This window comes from Gardnerella sp. DNF01205, from assembly GCF_049244135.1.
Taxonomy (GTDB): domain Bacteria; phylum Actinomycetota; class Actinomycetes; order Actinomycetales; family Bifidobacteriaceae; genus Bifidobacterium; species Bifidobacterium leopoldii.
In genome coordinates this window covers 1,412,514-1,428,438 of sequence record NZ_CP058378.1, presented here as the reverse complement: position 1 = coordinate 1,428,438, position 15,925 = coordinate 1,412,514, and the positions used below count along the sequence as shown (strand labels likewise).

Below are 15,925 nucleotides of genomic sequence, written 5' to 3'. Positions count from 1 at the left end.
AGTAATTTTGTAATAATAAGTTCTTTAGTAATAATTAAAAATTTACTTGTAAAGGCGGGTGTTGTGCATCCGCCTTTACTTTTTACCTAACGAAATATGCTTATATAGTAATATATAGTATGCAATTTAAAAGTAGGTGCGCATAAAAGTAGGTGCGTGTAAAACATGTGCGCATTCTAAAAGTAGGTGTGTATGATTGCAGGAATAGGGCACGACTTGGTAAACGTTGCGCAGTTTGCTCAGCAGATGCAGGATGGCAACGGTTGGCGTGCGCTGTTTTCTGTGCGAGAGCTTCGACAATGTGATCTTCGTGCGCAAGTGAAGAATGATGAGAAAGCTTTACATATTGCAGCACGTTGGGCTGGCAAAGAAGCTGTGATTAAAGCGTGGTCCGAGGCGTTATGCACAATAAATAACCCTTATCCATATACTCTGGATAACATGCCGTGGGCTAGTATCGAGATTCTTAACGATTCCCATGGTTGCCCGCGCGTTATTCTCAGCTCAGATGTGCATTCGCAACTTGTAAAATCGCTTTTCAGTGCGTCCAGCGAGTGTGTAGATAGTAGTGAGCACGTAGCTAATATTCGTTGGCATATTTCGCTCAGCCATGACGGATTATTAGACGATAATTCAGCTTTCGCATCAGCTGTTGTAATGCTTGAAGTCTTATAAGAAAAGATACAATATAAGAAAAATATGTTTTGTGCACTTGTGTCGATGTCACAAGCATCTGTATACTTGAACGAGTCGATATTTGTGCGTGAATATTTCGTGCAAGTATGGTGCGTAATTGCGGACGTAGCTCAATGGTAGAGTCTCAGTCTTCCAAACTGATTACGCGGGTCCGATTCCCGTCGTCCGCTCCATTTTTATTTTTACTTTACGTTTTGCAATTCTCTTTTTAATGGTTTATTTATTTCAGTTTTTTGTAAAAATCACATATTTTTGCATATTATTTTCACATTTCTATTGAATTTATGCTTGTTATTAGGGTGCTATTGCTATGGTAGTAGCGGAGAAACACGTAAAAAACATGTCTGGAGGACTCGTGGGACAGATTATCGTACGTGTATTAGCTGGATTAGTGTCGGCTGCTACTGCTTTCACTATGAATGTCATTGCGCCGCAAAAATCTTCATCGATTGAACATGTGAATACTAATGTGCATGCAAATGTGCGTGCTAATGTGCATACCAAAAGTGTTGTTAAGCCTATTATTCAATCACATTCTGGCACTGTGTATCAAAGCTCGTTTATTGATAATGAGTATGGTGCGCATTGGAGCGATGCTGATGGTACTACGGCTTTTATCGATGGAAATGATGATGTGTTCGTCAATAACGCTAAGGCGGTTATTGACGTTTCTGAGCATCAAAAAGAAATTGATTGGGATGCTGTAAAAGCTTCTGGAGTAGATGGTGCGATTATTCGTATTAGCTATGGCTGGGATAATGGATATGACAAGCAAGCTTTGCGCAATATTAGCGAATGCAAGCGTCTTGGTATTCCATTCGGCATTTACATGTATTCCTATGCTGAAAAAGCTGAAGATGGTGCTGCTGAAGGCGCCGACATTGTAAATCTTTTACAGGGTGCTGGAGTAAGTCCTCAAGATTTAACGTATCCTGTTTATTACGATTTGGAAAAGTGGAGCTGGAGTGGTCATAAACCACCAACATCCCCATATGTTTACCAGGATATTGTTGCTTCCTGGTGGAATCAGTTAGTTTCTGCAGGCTACCATAAGCTCGGCGTTTACTCTTATACAAATTATTTGAGAGGACCATTAAATTCTCAGTATATTCACGAGCGTACAAGCTGGGTTGCTAGCTACGGTTCTCGTGTAGGCTTCCCTATTTCTACAGCATTGCGCGGATGGCAGTACACTTCCGACGGCAGCGTTGACGGAATTGATGGTCGCGTTGATTTGAACGCATTTGGCATGGCTGATGGCAGCGAAATCAATGGTGTTTCTGAGTTTGGTAACACGATTACTAACACCAGCACAAATTCTTCGCAAGAAGTTGGAGACGGCTGGAAAGTAAGTAAGAAAGCAAATCGCCGCGATCTTTGGACCAACGGAGATAAAAGCTTTATTCTTCAGTACGAATTGCGCGACTCCTACTATGGTCACGGCGGTTACGCTCGTCTTGGTGCTCCTGTTGCAGACGAAGAAAACTTGGGAGGCGGCTGGTGGCGTCAGCGTTGCCAGCATGGCGACGTGTTTACGCAGGATCGAGATAAGAAGTACGTGATTCAGTATGAATTGCGTGACTCTTACTACAAGCATGGTGGCTATGGTCGTCTTGGCGCTCCTGTTGCCGATGAGGAGAATATGGGTGCTGGCTGGTGGCGTCAGCGTTGCCAGCATGGCGACGTGTTTACGCAGGGTCGAGATAAGAAGTACGTGATTCAGTATGAATTGCGTGACTCTTACTACAAGCATGGTGGCTATGGTCGTCTTGGCGCTCCTGTTGCCGATGAGGAGAATATGGGTGCTGGCTGGTGGCGTCAGCAATGCAAGAACGGTGACGTTTGGACGCACGGCAAAGACATTAAGTACGTGATTCAGTTCGAGTTACGCGACTCTTACCAAGGGCATCGTGGTGCTGCTTGGCTTGGCGCTCCTGTTGCCGAAGAGGAGAATATGGGTGCTGGCTGGTGGCGTCAGCGTTGCCAAAATGGTGACGTTTGGACGCATGGTAAGGATAAGAAGTTTGTTCTTATGTTCAATCTTCGTAAAGATTACTACGCTCGCGGCGGCTTCGAAAAGCTCGGTGCTCCTGTTGAAGATGAGCATTATGACGGTAATGGTATTTGGCGTCAGGATTGCCAGAAGGCTACATTGCAAGCTAAGTAATTAAGTCTACTAGCTAAAGTGGCCGGTGTGCTCAACAGCATGCTGGCCATTTTTTATATAGTTTATTTTACATTTTGTTTCATGTTGCGCGAGTTTTATTTTCGATATTCTTTAGTATCGTCTATGAGTTTTGTAACTGATTTAATTTTTCGGTTTTGACGAGGCTGGAAAATTTGTGTTTGCGCTTATAGCGCTCGTACACTTTGCGTGTACTTGCTGCTGAGCTTGCGTTGAAAGCACACCGTGCTTTCAACGCAAGCTCACGCTCCGAGTCGCCTTCGCGCGCTACGCTTTAAGCGCTACGGCAGGTCGTCGCGCAAATCAGCGACCAATCGTAAATAAATCACTCCACTTAAGGAATAAATCAGGGTTTACGTTTTGTATATCTGCAGACGGCTCAGTATGATTACTGAATACTAATAAACCAACTATTACAATAGTTACCGCTGCACAAAGCACAGCTGGAATATACAAACGCAAAGACGATTGCTCAGCAATTGCACAATCTTTTTCACAAGTAATATCAATATCTTTGCTATAAGGCTTAACTCTGTGAAGCATACTCATTATTGCAATCAAAATGAATATAATAATCGAATCGCAATAGTAGCGGTACAAATTGCCGCCTAAACAGTAGTTAAGGTACAGCAGCAAGAAGGATGCTACTAATCCAACGACTGTCATAATATACTCAATTTTTTGCATAAACTTACGTCTTAATGTAAACATCCACCAGAAGAGTGGAATCATCATAAGACCGAAAATCATATGCGTGTAGAAAGAATTTCCATAACCTTGATTATTTGCCCAAGGTATAGAGATATATGGGAAATTTTCCGAAATATTAAAAGGTTTTAAGAAATAATTAAGGAAAATATCGCGAATCTTAGTAGGGTCAAAAGATTTACTATTAAATCGCAAATCGAAATTAGTAAGTTGCTCTTCATTGCCAAAATTAAAGAAAGACTTAAAACGCAAGTAGTTATAAGCTAATATTCCAGCTACACCTACGATTGCAGGAACAAGGAAGCTTGAAGCCGCAGCAACGCGATTTGCAATACTTCGTTTCGCGTCAAATAATAGCGCAATAAACAGCGGTGCTATAAAAGCAACAACTGGAATGCACGCGTTTGGCCTTGATCCACACTGTAAAGCAAGACTTATGCCAGCGAGCGCAAAAAGCGTGTATCCAGCGCGCGGATGAGTTGCGTGAAGTCGCACAGCTTTAAGAGAAGCGTATACGAATAAGATCCCGAACAGTATTGCGCTAAGCAGAGGCATATAGTAAAGGGATGCTGAAGATTGCAAGTAGAAGATTAAGCATCCAAATGGGAAGGCTGCTGCAGAAAGCAAAAACAGGCAGTAATTGGTACGTATTGCAAAGAATTCAACAACTTCTCTAAGAAGCGCGAACATAGACGGAATAATCGCAACTGCAAATATTGTAACAACTAATATTGCGGAAGGAACTGCATGTGGGAAGAGCAGATTAAAAGGCAAGTAAGTGAGCAGGAATGGTACTATGCCAAAGTAGCAGTAGTAATGATTGTTGTGGAATACCACATCCCAAGGTATGGATACTCCTTTAGAACCCAAGTCCATGCGTTGACCCCAACTAAACGGGTTTGCGGATTCTACTAATTCTTTAGGTGGCTGCTGCAGCAGAGCCAAAGAGTTTGATTTCCAAGCTTTAAGCTGCTCAGTGTACGGATTTCCGTTGACGCGATCGTATAAGTCAGACGGGAATGGCACTCGTATGCCGTGGCCGTGATATACAACAAAGCACAGGTAGAGCGAGAATCCCATAAGCATTGCGCATACTGCCCAAAAAACTATATTTTGTGCAAGATTGTGGCGGTCGTAGTTAAGCAAATACCACTTTTTCTTGTATACCAAGAATATAAGTGAGCTTGCAACGAAAAGTATTGCCCACATTCCAAAGTTTATGTGCAGCGCAAAAGGCGGATTTACTGTTACAGCTTTGAGTGTAAAAGGAGCTCCTGTTTGGTTGAAGTGTAAGCGAACTTTATAAGCGTCTCCGTGGCTTTCAAATCGAAGTGTTCTAGTGTTGTGTTTTCCTGTAGACATTTGGAAAGAGTCTGCTAGAGTGTACGCGTTTGGAGCTATGCCGAAGTCTTCGATCTCAACAGTTCCTGTAACTAGTGTTACTGGTTTTGTTTGCTCTAACTCAATTTTTATAGCTTTAGTAGCGGAGTTGATGTCGCTTAATATTACATCTGATCCAGAAGTTGGAATATTTATTGTATTTCCAACTATATGAGCTTGATCTTTAGTTTCTTTTTTGCCTGTTTGCGCATTATAGCTGCTGGAGTCTGGTATTGATGCGTTAACTAGAGCAAGTTGTTTTTCTGCATAATTTTTAGAACTATAGGAAAGATATAGATTACTGAAGAAGAAAATAGTAACAAGTCCAGTAATTACAAATATTGTTATAAAGGGTAATATTTTGCGCAATAATGCGTGGGTTTTTAAAAAGTTTTGCATATTTTGTATAGATGTCATTATTTTTAGTAGAAAACTCTGCATTATGCGCGTACTTTTTTCGTTTGTGCTGTTTTCATGCATTTCGCTTTTTGTCGCTATTGCTGCCACTATTTACCCCACATTATTGTGCGTATCGGTTCTCAAATCTGTTACTTTTAAAGCAAGTATATTGCAAACGCATGGCAAGTAGCGCGAATACTTACCGCTTTATGTATTTTACGATCAATGACAATGAATGTAATGTATATACTTATTAAATTTCAGAGCTTAAGCATGATCAGTGCATATAAGGGTTAGTTTCAATATCTTGCTCAATTGCTTCAATAGTATGTTTGTTATTAAGCAACTCACGGCTTACATGCTGCAAGTGCGAAACCATATCTGAAGGAAGCTGATAAATATTCCCATAATAATTGAAGAGAATTTTTTCTGCTTTATTAGGTACTAAAATTGCGAATTTTTCAAATTCTTCTTGCCTAAGCGGGAATATATCCTCATATTGCGATGTGTATATTAATTCAGAATCGACGTTATCAAGCCCGTAAATAATATTGCACTCGTTGCTAGTAACGTCATCTGCAATAATATTTTCACTTTTTGCAATATTTTGATATTTGGTGAAAGTATTTTCTATTTCGCCACTAAACTCTTCGCCATCTTCCAAGTATCCGTTTGCGTGCCATTTATTATAAAAAGGTTTAGATTTCAAATCTTTTTTTAATTCTTCACGAATTTCAATAAACCTTTTCTTAGTATGCTCATCGTATTTAGGCATGTAATCGTAGAAGAAAATATCAATGAAGCTGGGGTCTTCAGAATTTTTGTATCGCAATCTAAGCTGCCTGCAGAAAACGTAAGGGTCAAATATAAGCACTGCGCGATAGCGTTTAGACAACTTTTCATCTTTTTTAAGCAATTCAAGAAGCCTATCTACATCGCTTCGCATCATTCCTAAATCTGTATCGTCATCCCAAGGAATAAATCCGCGATGGCGAATAGTGCCAAGCAAAGTACCAAAATCAGCCCAATATTGCAAATTATATTCTTTAGCAAACGTTGCAAATTCATTTAAAAGCGAAGCGCAACCGCGTTGAATAAGTCGCACTGAACCAGTTGCCTGAGGAAGACTATAGTAAAAACGCTTGCGAGCATCAAAATCGCTTTCGTTGTCATTGCGATAGTTTGCCCAAGCTAAGAGAGAAGCGTGCTCTCGATTCGTAAGTATGTCAACGTGCATATTGCGTTGGTTTTCAAGAATGCGTGGCAATTGCTCGTCTAACACGCATTGCATGCGATCTATGCTGTTCTGTAAATCGCTAACTTGCGCTCTAAGATCTTTTATTGAACGTTTTGATGAAGGACAATGCTCAATAAATTTGCGCATTAGCTTACGAAATACAGACGCCATACTTACACCTTCTGTTGCTTTCTCTCACTTTTACTAGCAAAAGTCATATGGTTACTCATTATATACGTTTTGTTGCTTGCAAGCGACCTATTCTTTACGCGTCTGTAAAGTTTTGGTCGGATTTTCGCTAAAAAGCGACATAAACTTTACATGCTTGCGCAGTTTCGGTCGGATTTTGGTTGTAAAACGGCTTTTTCTTTACATGCTTGTGCAGTTTTGGTCGCTTTAACTGTGCGTTGTTCAAAATAAAAATTTAATAGCTATTTTTGAACGCTTGTTGTATAATGAACAAAATACCAACACAAGCGAGGCTCGCATGGCTATCAATCACAACGAATTTAAGCTTCTTACAACGCTATTAAATAACAAAAACAGAAGTGCGCAATTAAGCCAGCGAGACATAGCCTCGCAATCAGGAATTTCACTCGGAACTGTTAATTCAGCAATAAAAAGCGCAGAAAATAAAAATCTTATTGAAACAACAAATGAATTGCGCATCACTGAAGAAGGCATGAAATCTCTTGAACCATATAAAGTACGCAACGCTATTATTATGGCAGCAGGCTTTTCTTCAAGATTTTCTCCTATTTCATACGAGATACCTAAAGGACTAATCAAAGTTCGAGGAGAGGTTCTTATTGAACGCCAAATCAAGCAACTTAACGAAGCTGGGATTAACGATATAACAATTGTTGTTGGCTACAAGCAAGAGCAATTTTTCTACTTAGAAGACGCTTTTAACGTAAAAATCGTGCCCAATAGCGAGTACAGCACGCGCAATAACAACAGTTCAATTATGGCAGTAGCAAACCAGTTATCGAACACTTATATTTGCTCATCCGACAATTATTTCGACGAAAATCCATTTGAAAAATACGTTTGGAAAGCTTATTATTCCGCGCAATTCCAGCAAGGATACACTAAAGAATGGTGCATGACTTGCGGAGCGCATGATCGCATTACAAAAGTCACGATTGGCGGAAGTAACGCTTGGTACATGATTGGTCACGTATATTTTGACGAAGCATTTTCTAAACGATTTATGCAAATTCTTCGTGAAGAATACGATTTGCCACAAACTGCAGGAAAACTTTGGGAAGATATTTTTATTGAACACATTGACGAACTCGACATGCAAATACGCAAGTACGATACGCCAATTATTCACGAATTTGATTCTATTGATGAGCTACGCGAATTTGATCCACTTTTCCTAGAAAATATTGATAGCGCAATTTTTGACCATATCACTCAAACACTTAACTGCAAAAAATCCGATATTCATAACGTTTATCCGCTTAAAAAAGGTCTTACTAATTTATCTTGCCATTTTTCGGTTGACAATAGCGAATACGTTTATAGGCATCCTGGCATTGGAACAGACGTGCTTATTAACAGACAAGCTGAAGCTGAAGCTTTGCAATTGGCTCAAAAACTTGGTTTAGATGGCACTTTTATTACAGCAGACGCTAAAGAAGGTTGGAAGATTTCACGATTTTTGCCAGATTGCCATATTGCAAATATGCACGATCCTAACCAATTACAGGAAAGCTTGAAATTAGTTCGTTCTTTGCATGAAAGTAACGAAAGCGTGCATCGCAACTTTGATTTTTACGCAGAATCTCAGCGCTATATGAAAGAACTTAATGATAGAAATGTAGAAATACCGCCAAAAATCATCGACCTAAGTGTTTTAGCTGACGAGCTTCATAACTTTGTAATTACTCAAGACGGCTCGCATACTTGCCTTTGCCATAATGACATACTAGGCGCAAATATTCTAATAGATCAAAACAATCGCTATCATCTTATCGATTGGGAATATGCTGGAATGTCTGATTACGCTCAAGATTTTGGTACTTTATGTGTTTCAGACGAATTCAATAACACCGAAATAAGCGAAGCAATGCCTATTTATTTAGCGCATACTCCATCTACGCAAGAAAAGCGTCATTTATTGGCTTATATAGGATTTGCAGGATGGTGCTGGCATTTGTGGTCACTTGTTAAACAAGCAGAAGGCGAAAATATAGGAACTTGCATGTACACGTATTACAGCTATGCGAAACGATATATTAACGAAGCTTTAAAAGCTTATGAAAATAATAAATAAATCGACAAACTAATAACAAACAAGTGAAAGCTAAATAAGCAGCATATAAACAAGCAGAAACAAATCACAAACATCTTCTAACAAGCAAGTAGGTATTTATGAAATATTCGTTTCTAAGTGGACTTTTATGGGGAGTTGATACAGCTCTTCTAGCTCTTTTAACTGCATCATTCGTATTTACAAATAACGCATCATACGAAAGTAACACTGCTCTAGTAATCTTCACAGGAATTATTGGCGCATTACTTCACGATATTGTATGCGCAATACTCATATGGACTTATATAAGTGTTAGAAAAAAGTGGAATAAAACTTTTGAAATACTAAAAAAGCCAAAAATTCTCACGCCTATTATCATCGGATCCTTACTTGGCGGGCCTATTGGCATGAGCGGATATGTTTTAGCAGCAAGCAATATAGGAGCTGGATATGCTGCAGCGATTTCCTCACTATACCCTGCTTTTGGAGCAGTTCTTTCCGCAATCGTGCTAAAAGAACGTTTAAGTGTAAAAAAATACGCAGCTTTTACTTTAGCTCTTATAGCAGTAGGAGTACTTGGATATTATTCATGCTCTGATGCGCAAAATACACTAAGCTCTGCAAACATTACAAACACACTATTAGGGTTAGCTGGAGCATTTTTAAGCGTAATCGGCTGGGGAAGCGAAGCTGTAGTATGCGCTTGGGCCGCTAGAAAGCAAAGCGTAGACGACGAAATAATCTTACACATTCGAGAAACAGTATCTGCTATTTCTTACACGATAATCGCGTTAATGCTATGCTTCACAGCCAATATTTCAGCGAGTAGCATATTTGCGTCCTCTAAGCTTTTAGCAACTATATCAATGATAATTGCAATAGGTTTACTAGGCACAAGCTCGTATTTAAGCTATTATCGCGGAATTGCACAAGTAGGAGCCTCTCGCGCAATGGCAGCAAACGTCACATACGCTGCATGGGGAATGATTGCATCTTCCATAATTTACCAAACAATGCCATCAATTATTGCTTGGGTTTGCTGCATTACTATTATTTGCAGCACGATTTTCGTAGCGCGAAAGTAGCATATCAAAACCTCGAGCAGCAAATGGAATCATAAGCAAGTATGCTGGCAAAATATATTGCGACTGTGCTTCCCAAACAAGATACAAAACAGCCATTCCTAAGACAATAACAAGCGGAGTAAAATATTCGCAAGAAATCAGCTTCTTCTTTCGTAGAGCTACGCATAAGAATAGTGCGGTAAAAGCAACAAGCATAAATTGAAGAGCGTCTAAGAAAGTAAATGTAATAATATTAAGCTTTCCAGAATAAAGCGATCTTAAAACAGGATTCATTTTGCGATCAAGCAAAACTGGTCTATTTGGACCATTCCACTTCCAGCTACTTGCAAGCAAAGATTCATAAGTTGGCTCAAGCCATTCTCCAGCAAATTTTTTAGTGACAAAACTAAAAGCATCGCCAGGATTATTTGCGAAATGCTTAAGATTATCACGTAATAATGCTGTAGATTCCTTTTTAATGTTATCTTTGTTATACGTTTTAACGTCAAAGCTCGTAGGATATCCGTTATACCATCCAGGATTATTTGGACCTATGTTACGAGACGGATCTGTTGCCATTGCAAGCCAAACAGTAGAAGGTAAACCATCTTTTGCATTATGCCCGAAAGAATTAGCTGAACTTGCCACAGCAACATTACTTAAAGCAAAGAACACAATGGCAAGCAATACGCAAACAGCGTGTTCCCACTTTTTAGAGCGCAAAGCCGACACAATCCACACGACAATCATGCCAATCAAGCAATAAGCCATAGTTGACTTAAGCAATATAGCAAAGAACATGCAAATCAGCGACTGAACCGCATTAAGCCAACTTCCACTTTTAATATTTTTAGCATGAAAAATGAGCGCGCCAAAAACAAACGGTAAGCAAACAGTATTGCCATACGCAAAAGTCGCGTAAAAAATCATAGGCAAAAAAGCTGCATACAAAAGCAAAGAAAGAATAGTTACATTCTTATTACGGAACAACAAATTTACGTAGTATGCAATAAGAATTCCAGTAACAGCAGCGCATAACACGTTCAATACTTCAAAAGCAAGGTACGCGTTAGAGCCAAAGACGATTACCAAAAATCGCATAAGAGAAAGAAGAGGGAATTGGAATGGGAATCTAGTGAAGTAACCGCCCGGGCAAATAATCCACGATAATTCTGACGTATCAGTAGCACAATTTATAGGTTTTCGATTAGGATCCGCATAATATTGCGCCGCGCTAAACATATAAGCAGGATCCCATTCAGGCCAAGCACGAGTAACTTTTATCCACAAAAATCCCAATACAAGTACATAAGCAAAAACTGCTGCAGCAAAATATCGAATACGGATTTTATCAAAAACATGCCGTTTCTTTAAAAACACGAAAATAAAGAATAATAAAGCACTTAAAATGAGTACAAATGGCGACTGAAACCATAAAAACTCAAGTCTGTATTCTCCGGGGAAAAGATGAGCAGAAAGAATTAAACTCAGTAATGCTAACGCGCTGAAAAATACAGCTGAACACCATACAATAGCATTGCTAAAAAAGCGCCCGAGCATTACGCTTACATGCTGAAAACGCTCAATCATACTTTTTGAACCTCTCTTTAAAAATTGCTTTTATAAAGTGCCTTCACGAAATTGTATTTATAAAAATATATTTACAAAGACTGTATTTACAAAGATTTCTCAATATAGTAGCGTGGACGATGCTTAGATTCCAAATAAATTTTGCCAATATAGCTTCCCAGTATGCCCATAGAAATCATAAGGAATCCGCCAATAAACCATATTGAGCACATAAGCGATGACCAACCAACAGCAGTGTGATTGGTAAATAAAGACACAATTACGTATATGAACATTGCAAAACCAATAACAATAGAAAGCAATCCCATATACGTGACTAATTTAAGCGGCTTAACGGAGAATGAAGTAATACCCTCTAAAGCGAAAGAAATCATTTTCCGCAAAGGGTATTTTGAAACTCCAGCAGTTCTTACTCCACGCTCGTAATAAACTTTGCCAGTTTTAAATCCAAGCATTGGCACAATTCCGCGCAAGAATAAGTTGACTTCACTGTATTCGGAAAGAGCATCCAAAGCAATTGCGCTCATTAGGCGATAATCCGCATGATTTGGCACAACTTCCGCACCCATTGAAGCAAAAACCTTGTAAAAAGCCAAAGCTGTATTGCGCTTAAACCAAGTGTCTTTTTTGCGTGAAGAACGAACTCCGTAAACAACCTCACAATGTTCTTCAACAAACTTCTTAAGCATTTCGTCTACTGCATTTACGTCATCTTGTAAATCAGAATCCATAGAAATAGCAGCGTCGCAACCTTGCTTGCGAGCGTACATAAGCCCTGCGTAGAGCGCATTTTGGTGACCGCGGTTATGCGCAAGCTTTACTCCGCCAAAAAGTGAAGGGTTCTTGCGATTAAAAGAAGCAATTAAATTCCATGTTGAATCTTTAGAACCGTCATCTACAAAAATCACCTTGCTGTAAGAGTGAATGAGTTTTTGATTCATAAGATAATTCATCTTCGCTTGGAGGACTTCGGCGGTTTTAGAAATGCCTTCTTCCTCGTTAAAACAAGGTACAACAATGTATAAAATTGGAACACTTTTACGCTCATTGTTTAACGAAGTATTCATAATCTAACGATCTCCAACAGATTTACCTACAACAAACAGTATAGTATATTACGAGAATCTAAATTATTTATTATCTCTTCTCATGAGGCGTATCTTTTTCTGCAATTTTGCAATAATAGACGGGAAGGCTATTTTCTTCGCTGTTTTTACGATTTTTTCGCCAATAACATAGCGTGCAGAAGTGCGAATATTACTAATTTCCTGCTCGCATAATTCGCTTTTGCGCTCAAAATCAAGCATGCGCTCTTTTAGCCACAAAGTGCGAGAAGTGGCGTTAAGCTGCAACTTTTGGAATTCGTTATAAGCTTTTTCATCGTAAAAATACGTTGGTAAGTTGTGTGAACTTCTTTCGTAATTTAGAGCCTCTAATACTTCTTTTAACTTATCTTGAACGATGCTTGCTAACGATTCAGCAGTTACTCGCGTATGGCAATCGTGAACGAAGCTTTCCACAAGAGCATTTGCGTATCCCTGATTGTATGTTTCCAGAAGCCCTTTGCTTTCAAGCCATTTTCCAACCTCTAACACCGAATCAACTTCAAGTGGTGCTTCGTTGAATGAAGTATGATGCTCTATTGAAAGCCAGAAGTTTTCTGGAATTGTTTTAGTATTAAGATTTTCGAATCCTTCTCCAGCTCCAATGCTGAACCTGCCATAAGCATTTTCGTATGATTTAGCCAAATCGCAATATATAATATTTTGAGCTGCTAATGCTGCGCGAGTGCTAAAAGTCATAAGAGTTGCAGGAGTATCGTTAACTCCAGCTTCAATGTGAGCAGATTTCAGAAATTCAGTTCTCCATACTTTCTGCCAGCCATAGTTGTAGCAACTGTTTATTAGAAGCTCTGCAATATCTTTAGGAGCGTAAGATCCGTAATAAGTATCTTGCAGTGTGTCATCATTATTTACAGGTCTAATAAAGCTTTCTTCAGAAAGATCAATATTATGTTTAATATCATTTTTAATGGAACAATCAATTAGATAATCGCTATGCAAACTCTTATTGTTAAAGAACTCAAGATCAATGATCTTATTTTTATTGTTAGAGCATTTAAGCATATTATCTAAAGCGGCTCTAAGCACGTTTTCGTTGATTATATAGCTTGAAGGCATAAAAATAGTGTATTCTCCATGAGCGTAATCAACCGCTTTAGAGAGCATATCTTTTACAGTATATAAATTGTCATTTTGCAGAATTGTAAAGCGTTTATCTTTATCTGTAAATCTGTTAGCAATATTAAGAGTGCTGTCCAAAGAATGAGAGTCTACAATAATAAATTCGCAAGAAATATTGCTTATAGAAGTGCAAGCTTTAAGAGAATCAACAATCCAAGAATGAGCATTATGCGTAAAAATAACAAGAGAAAGCTCAGGATTAGATTCTGCTTTGTGTGCTTTAACTTCGTACGAGGATCCTAAGAAATCCATGTAGTAATCCATAAACTCTGGCCTTAAACGTGAAGCCATAAGGAAAACTTCTTTTGAATCCATAGAACTAAAAACTTCGCGAATAAGCTTGCGTATTTCCGGATTCTTATCGTCAAAACCAAACTCAGTAATTAACGAATTAACGTAATCAAATTCGCGTGAATAAAAAGCTTGTAAAACTTCGCGTGAAATATTCTGCTTACTGAGAAACTCGCGCATATCACGCAAACGGTCAAACGGAAGATGAAAATCCTTCAATAAACTAGAAGCGCCAGGATTAGTTTGACGATAATAGTAGTACTTTCCAGGATTCCAGCAGATTTTATTTGCTAAAACCATAGTTTGCGCAAAGAAAGGATTATCAGTCCAACCTGCTCCAGGAATCGGCTTAAAACGTATGGTTTCATTATTTTTGTTATCTCCGTTAAGAAAATCTTTGCGGTAAATAGCGGACCAAATAGAAGGATGATGGTAGAAAGGCTCAGCAAATTCATTCAAGCTAAAAATAGACCTGTGTTTAGGCATAAAATAGCACAAGTTTGGCGTGTCTACTGCATCCTTATATCCATCTTTTCCATCGTAAAAAAGCCAGTATCCGCCTTTAATAATATCGATCTTTTCATTCGTAAGATCTGTATTGCTTAAAAGACGCTCATACATGTGCGGATCGATGAAATCATCCGGCTCAACAATGCTAATCCACTCGCCTTGAGCACGCTCCAAACCGCGATTGCAAGTGGCTCCATAGCCCTCGTTTTCTTTTTCAATAACAACAAAGCGACTATCTTTTTCAGCAAAAGATTTCATAATATCGATGGAACCGTCTTTGCTCCCATCTGAAAACATTAAACATTCCCAATCAGTAAAAGTTTGATTTTGGATAGACTCTAAACATTCTGGTAAAAAGGCTTCAACATTATAAATTGGAACGATAATCGATACTTTCGGCATACGTACGATGTTAGCATAAATGTCTTATGTGTAGCACTTGCGTGTATTCGTATCATATTTGATTAAGCACATTCAATTACAATATAACTGATATTATAGGGAACGTGAAAAATCTCATAACTCGTTGTCGAAACAAGTACGCTTATGCAAATATCGTACTTCGTGGTTTAGTAAAAACCGATTTTAAGCTGCGCTATCAAGGCTCCTTCTTAGGCGTAGCATGGTCGGCGTTGAAGCCGTTGATGATGTTTTGTGTGATGTATCTTATTTTTGGCAAGTTTTTGCGAATGACAGATGGCACACCGACTTATCCTGTGGTGTTATTACTGGGTATTAGTGCATGGCAGTTTGTGCAAGAATCAACTTCGATCGGTTTGCGCTCGCTTGTAGATCGTGGCGATTTGTTGCGCAAAATTCATTTTCCAAACTACATTGTGGTGGTTTCGGCAACAGTTGGTTCTTTAATAAGCTTCTTAATCAACTTAGTAGTTGTGCTTATTTTTGCAATTATTGGAGGGGTGCATTTTACTTGGAGAGTGGTTCTGTTGCCAATAAGTTTGGTGCAGATTTACGCGATTGCAATTGGTATGGCGTTAATAATGTCTACTATGTACGTGTTTTTCCGCGATATTTTGCATATTTGGGAAGTGGTTCAACAGCTACTGTTTTACGGCATGCCAATTATTTATCCGCTTAGCTATGTGATTAATAAAGGTGGTATTTTTGCGGCACTAGCAAAGCTTGAGCTGCTTAATCCTATAGCACAATGCATTCAAGATATGCGTCACAATATGTTGGCTCCAGATACGCAACCAACTGTGTGGAGTGAATTTGGATTCTCTTGGATGTCTTGTGTGCCACTTTTACTTACTGTGCTCATAGTGTGGCTGGGAGTTTATCTATTTAGAAGAAACAGTCGTCTTTTCGTAGAAGTTATGTGACGATGTTGAAAATTGC

General features: G+C 38.9%; 10 protein-coding genes and 1 tRNA gene. 6 read left to right on the top strand and 5 right to left on the bottom strand.

Features of this window, described 5'->3' with window-relative positions; all coding sequences use genetic code 11:
• The first annotated feature begins 192 nt into the window (after positions 1-192).
• The 3 genes from HXT47_RS05745 (at position 193) to HXT47_RS05735 (ending at position 2,863) form a co-directional block, all read left to right on the top strand.
• The gene (locus HXT47_RS05745) at positions 193-675 is read left to right on the top strand and encodes a holo-ACP synthase (protein WP_004106305.1); all 483 of its coding nucleotides are present in this window, start codon (positions 193-195) and stop codon (positions 673-675) included.
• 120 nt (positions 676-795) lie between these two features.
• Positions 796-869 (top strand) — tRNA-Gly (locus HXT47_RS05740).
• Between the two features lie 137 nt (positions 870-1,006).
• Positions 1,007-2,863, top strand: coding sequence for a GH25 family lysozyme (locus HXT47_RS05735; protein WP_421789015.1), 1,857 nt, complete (start codon positions 1,007-1,009; stop codon positions 2,861-2,863).
• A 321-nt stretch (positions 2,864-3,184) separates the two neighbouring features.
• On the opposite strand, the gene HXT47_RS05730 is transcribed toward HXT47_RS05735, so the two are convergent.
• Together HXT47_RS05730 and HXT47_RS05725 are read right to left on the bottom strand one after the other, a co-directional pair.
• Positions 3,185-5,386, bottom strand: a complete 2,202-nt coding sequence (locus HXT47_RS05730; RefSeq protein ID WP_410297326.1) for a hypothetical protein — start codon at positions 5,384-5,386, stop codon at positions 3,185-3,187.
• Positions 5,387-5,645: 259 nt separating this feature from the next.
• Positions 5,646-6,776 carry a LicD family protein gene (locus HXT47_RS05725; protein ID WP_004107500.1) on the bottom strand — a complete coding sequence of 377 codons (1,131 nt, stop codon included), beginning with the start codon at positions 6,774-6,776 and terminating at the stop codon, positions 5,646-5,648.
• A 316-nt stretch (positions 6,777-7,092) separates the two neighbouring features.
• Here HXT47_RS05725 and HXT47_RS05720 point away from each other — a divergent pair, with 316 nt between their 5' ends.
• Together HXT47_RS05720 and HXT47_RS05715 are read left to right on the top strand one after the other, a co-directional pair.
• Positions 7,093-8,889 (top strand): phosphotransferase, encoded by a 1,797-nt coding sequence (locus HXT47_RS05720; RefSeq protein ID WP_004107503.1) that lies wholly within the window; start codon positions 7,093-7,095, stop codon positions 8,887-8,889.
• Between the two features lie 98 nt (positions 8,890-8,987).
• Positions 8,988-9,953 carry a DMT family transporter gene (locus HXT47_RS05715; protein ID WP_032842562.1) on the top strand — a complete coding sequence of 322 codons (966 nt, stop codon included), beginning with the start codon at positions 8,988-8,990 and terminating at the stop codon, positions 9,951-9,953.
• Here HXT47_RS05715 and HXT47_RS05710 read toward each other — a convergent pair.
• From HXT47_RS05710 to HXT47_RS05700, 3 genes are all read right to left on the bottom strand, one after another.
• Positions 9,888-11,312: a glycosyltransferase family 39 protein gene (locus HXT47_RS05710; RefSeq protein WP_410295790.1), complete on the bottom strand. Its 1,425-nt coding sequence runs from the start codon at positions 11,310-11,312 to the stop codon at positions 9,888-9,890. The genes HXT47_RS05715 and HXT47_RS05710 overlap by 66 nt on opposite strands.
• A 296-nt stretch (positions 11,313-11,608) precedes the next feature.
• Entirely contained in the window at positions 11,609-12,589 is a 981-nt protein-coding gene (locus tag HXT47_RS05705; protein WP_032842561.1) for a glycosyltransferase, read from the bottom strand.
• A gap of 63 nt (positions 12,590-12,652) precedes the next feature.
• On the bottom strand, positions 12,653-14,968 hold the full coding sequence (locus tag HXT47_RS05700; RefSeq protein WP_032842560.1) for a glycosyltransferase family 2 protein: 2,316 nt from the start codon (positions 14,966-14,968) through the stop codon (positions 12,653-12,655).
• Between the two features lie 104 nt (positions 14,969-15,072).
• Between HXT47_RS05700 and HXT47_RS05695 the strand changes: the two genes are divergently transcribed.
• Positions 15,073-15,909, top strand: a complete 837-nt coding sequence (locus HXT47_RS05695; RefSeq protein WP_004107518.1) for an ABC transporter permease — start codon at positions 15,073-15,075, stop codon at positions 15,907-15,909.
• The last annotated feature ends 16 nt before the right edge of the window (positions 15,910-15,925 follow it).

Excerpts from the sequence above, each read along its gene's own strand:
- HXT47_RS05745 (WP_004106305.1), top strand. The coding sequence starts at position 193 with ATGATTGCAGGAATAGGGCACGACTTGGTAAACGTTGCGCAGTTTGCT.
- HXT47_RS05735 (WP_421789015.1), top strand. The coding sequence starts at position 1,007 with ATGGTAGTAGCGGAGAAACACGTAAAAAACATGTCTGGAGGACTCGTG.
- HXT47_RS05730 (WP_410297326.1), bottom strand. The coding sequence starts at position 5,386 with ATGACATCTATACAAAATATGCAAAACTTTTTAAAAACCCACGCATTA.
- HXT47_RS05725 (WP_004107500.1), bottom strand. The coding sequence starts at position 6,776 with ATGGCGTCTGTATTTCGTAAGCTAATGCGCAAATTTATTGAGCATTGT.
- HXT47_RS05720 (WP_004107503.1), top strand. The coding sequence starts at position 7,093 with ATGGCTATCAATCACAACGAATTTAAGCTTCTTACAACGCTATTAAAT.
- HXT47_RS05715 (WP_032842562.1), top strand. The coding sequence starts at position 8,988 with ATGAAATATTCGTTTCTAAGTGGACTTTTATGGGGAGTTGATACAGCT.
- HXT47_RS05705 (WP_032842561.1), bottom strand. The coding sequence starts at position 12,589 with ATGAATACTTCGTTAAACAATGAGCGTAAAAGTGTTCCAATTTTATAC.
- HXT47_RS05700 (WP_032842560.1), bottom strand. The coding sequence starts at position 14,968 with ATGCCGAAAGTATCGATTATCGTTCCAATTTATAATGTTGAAGCCTTT.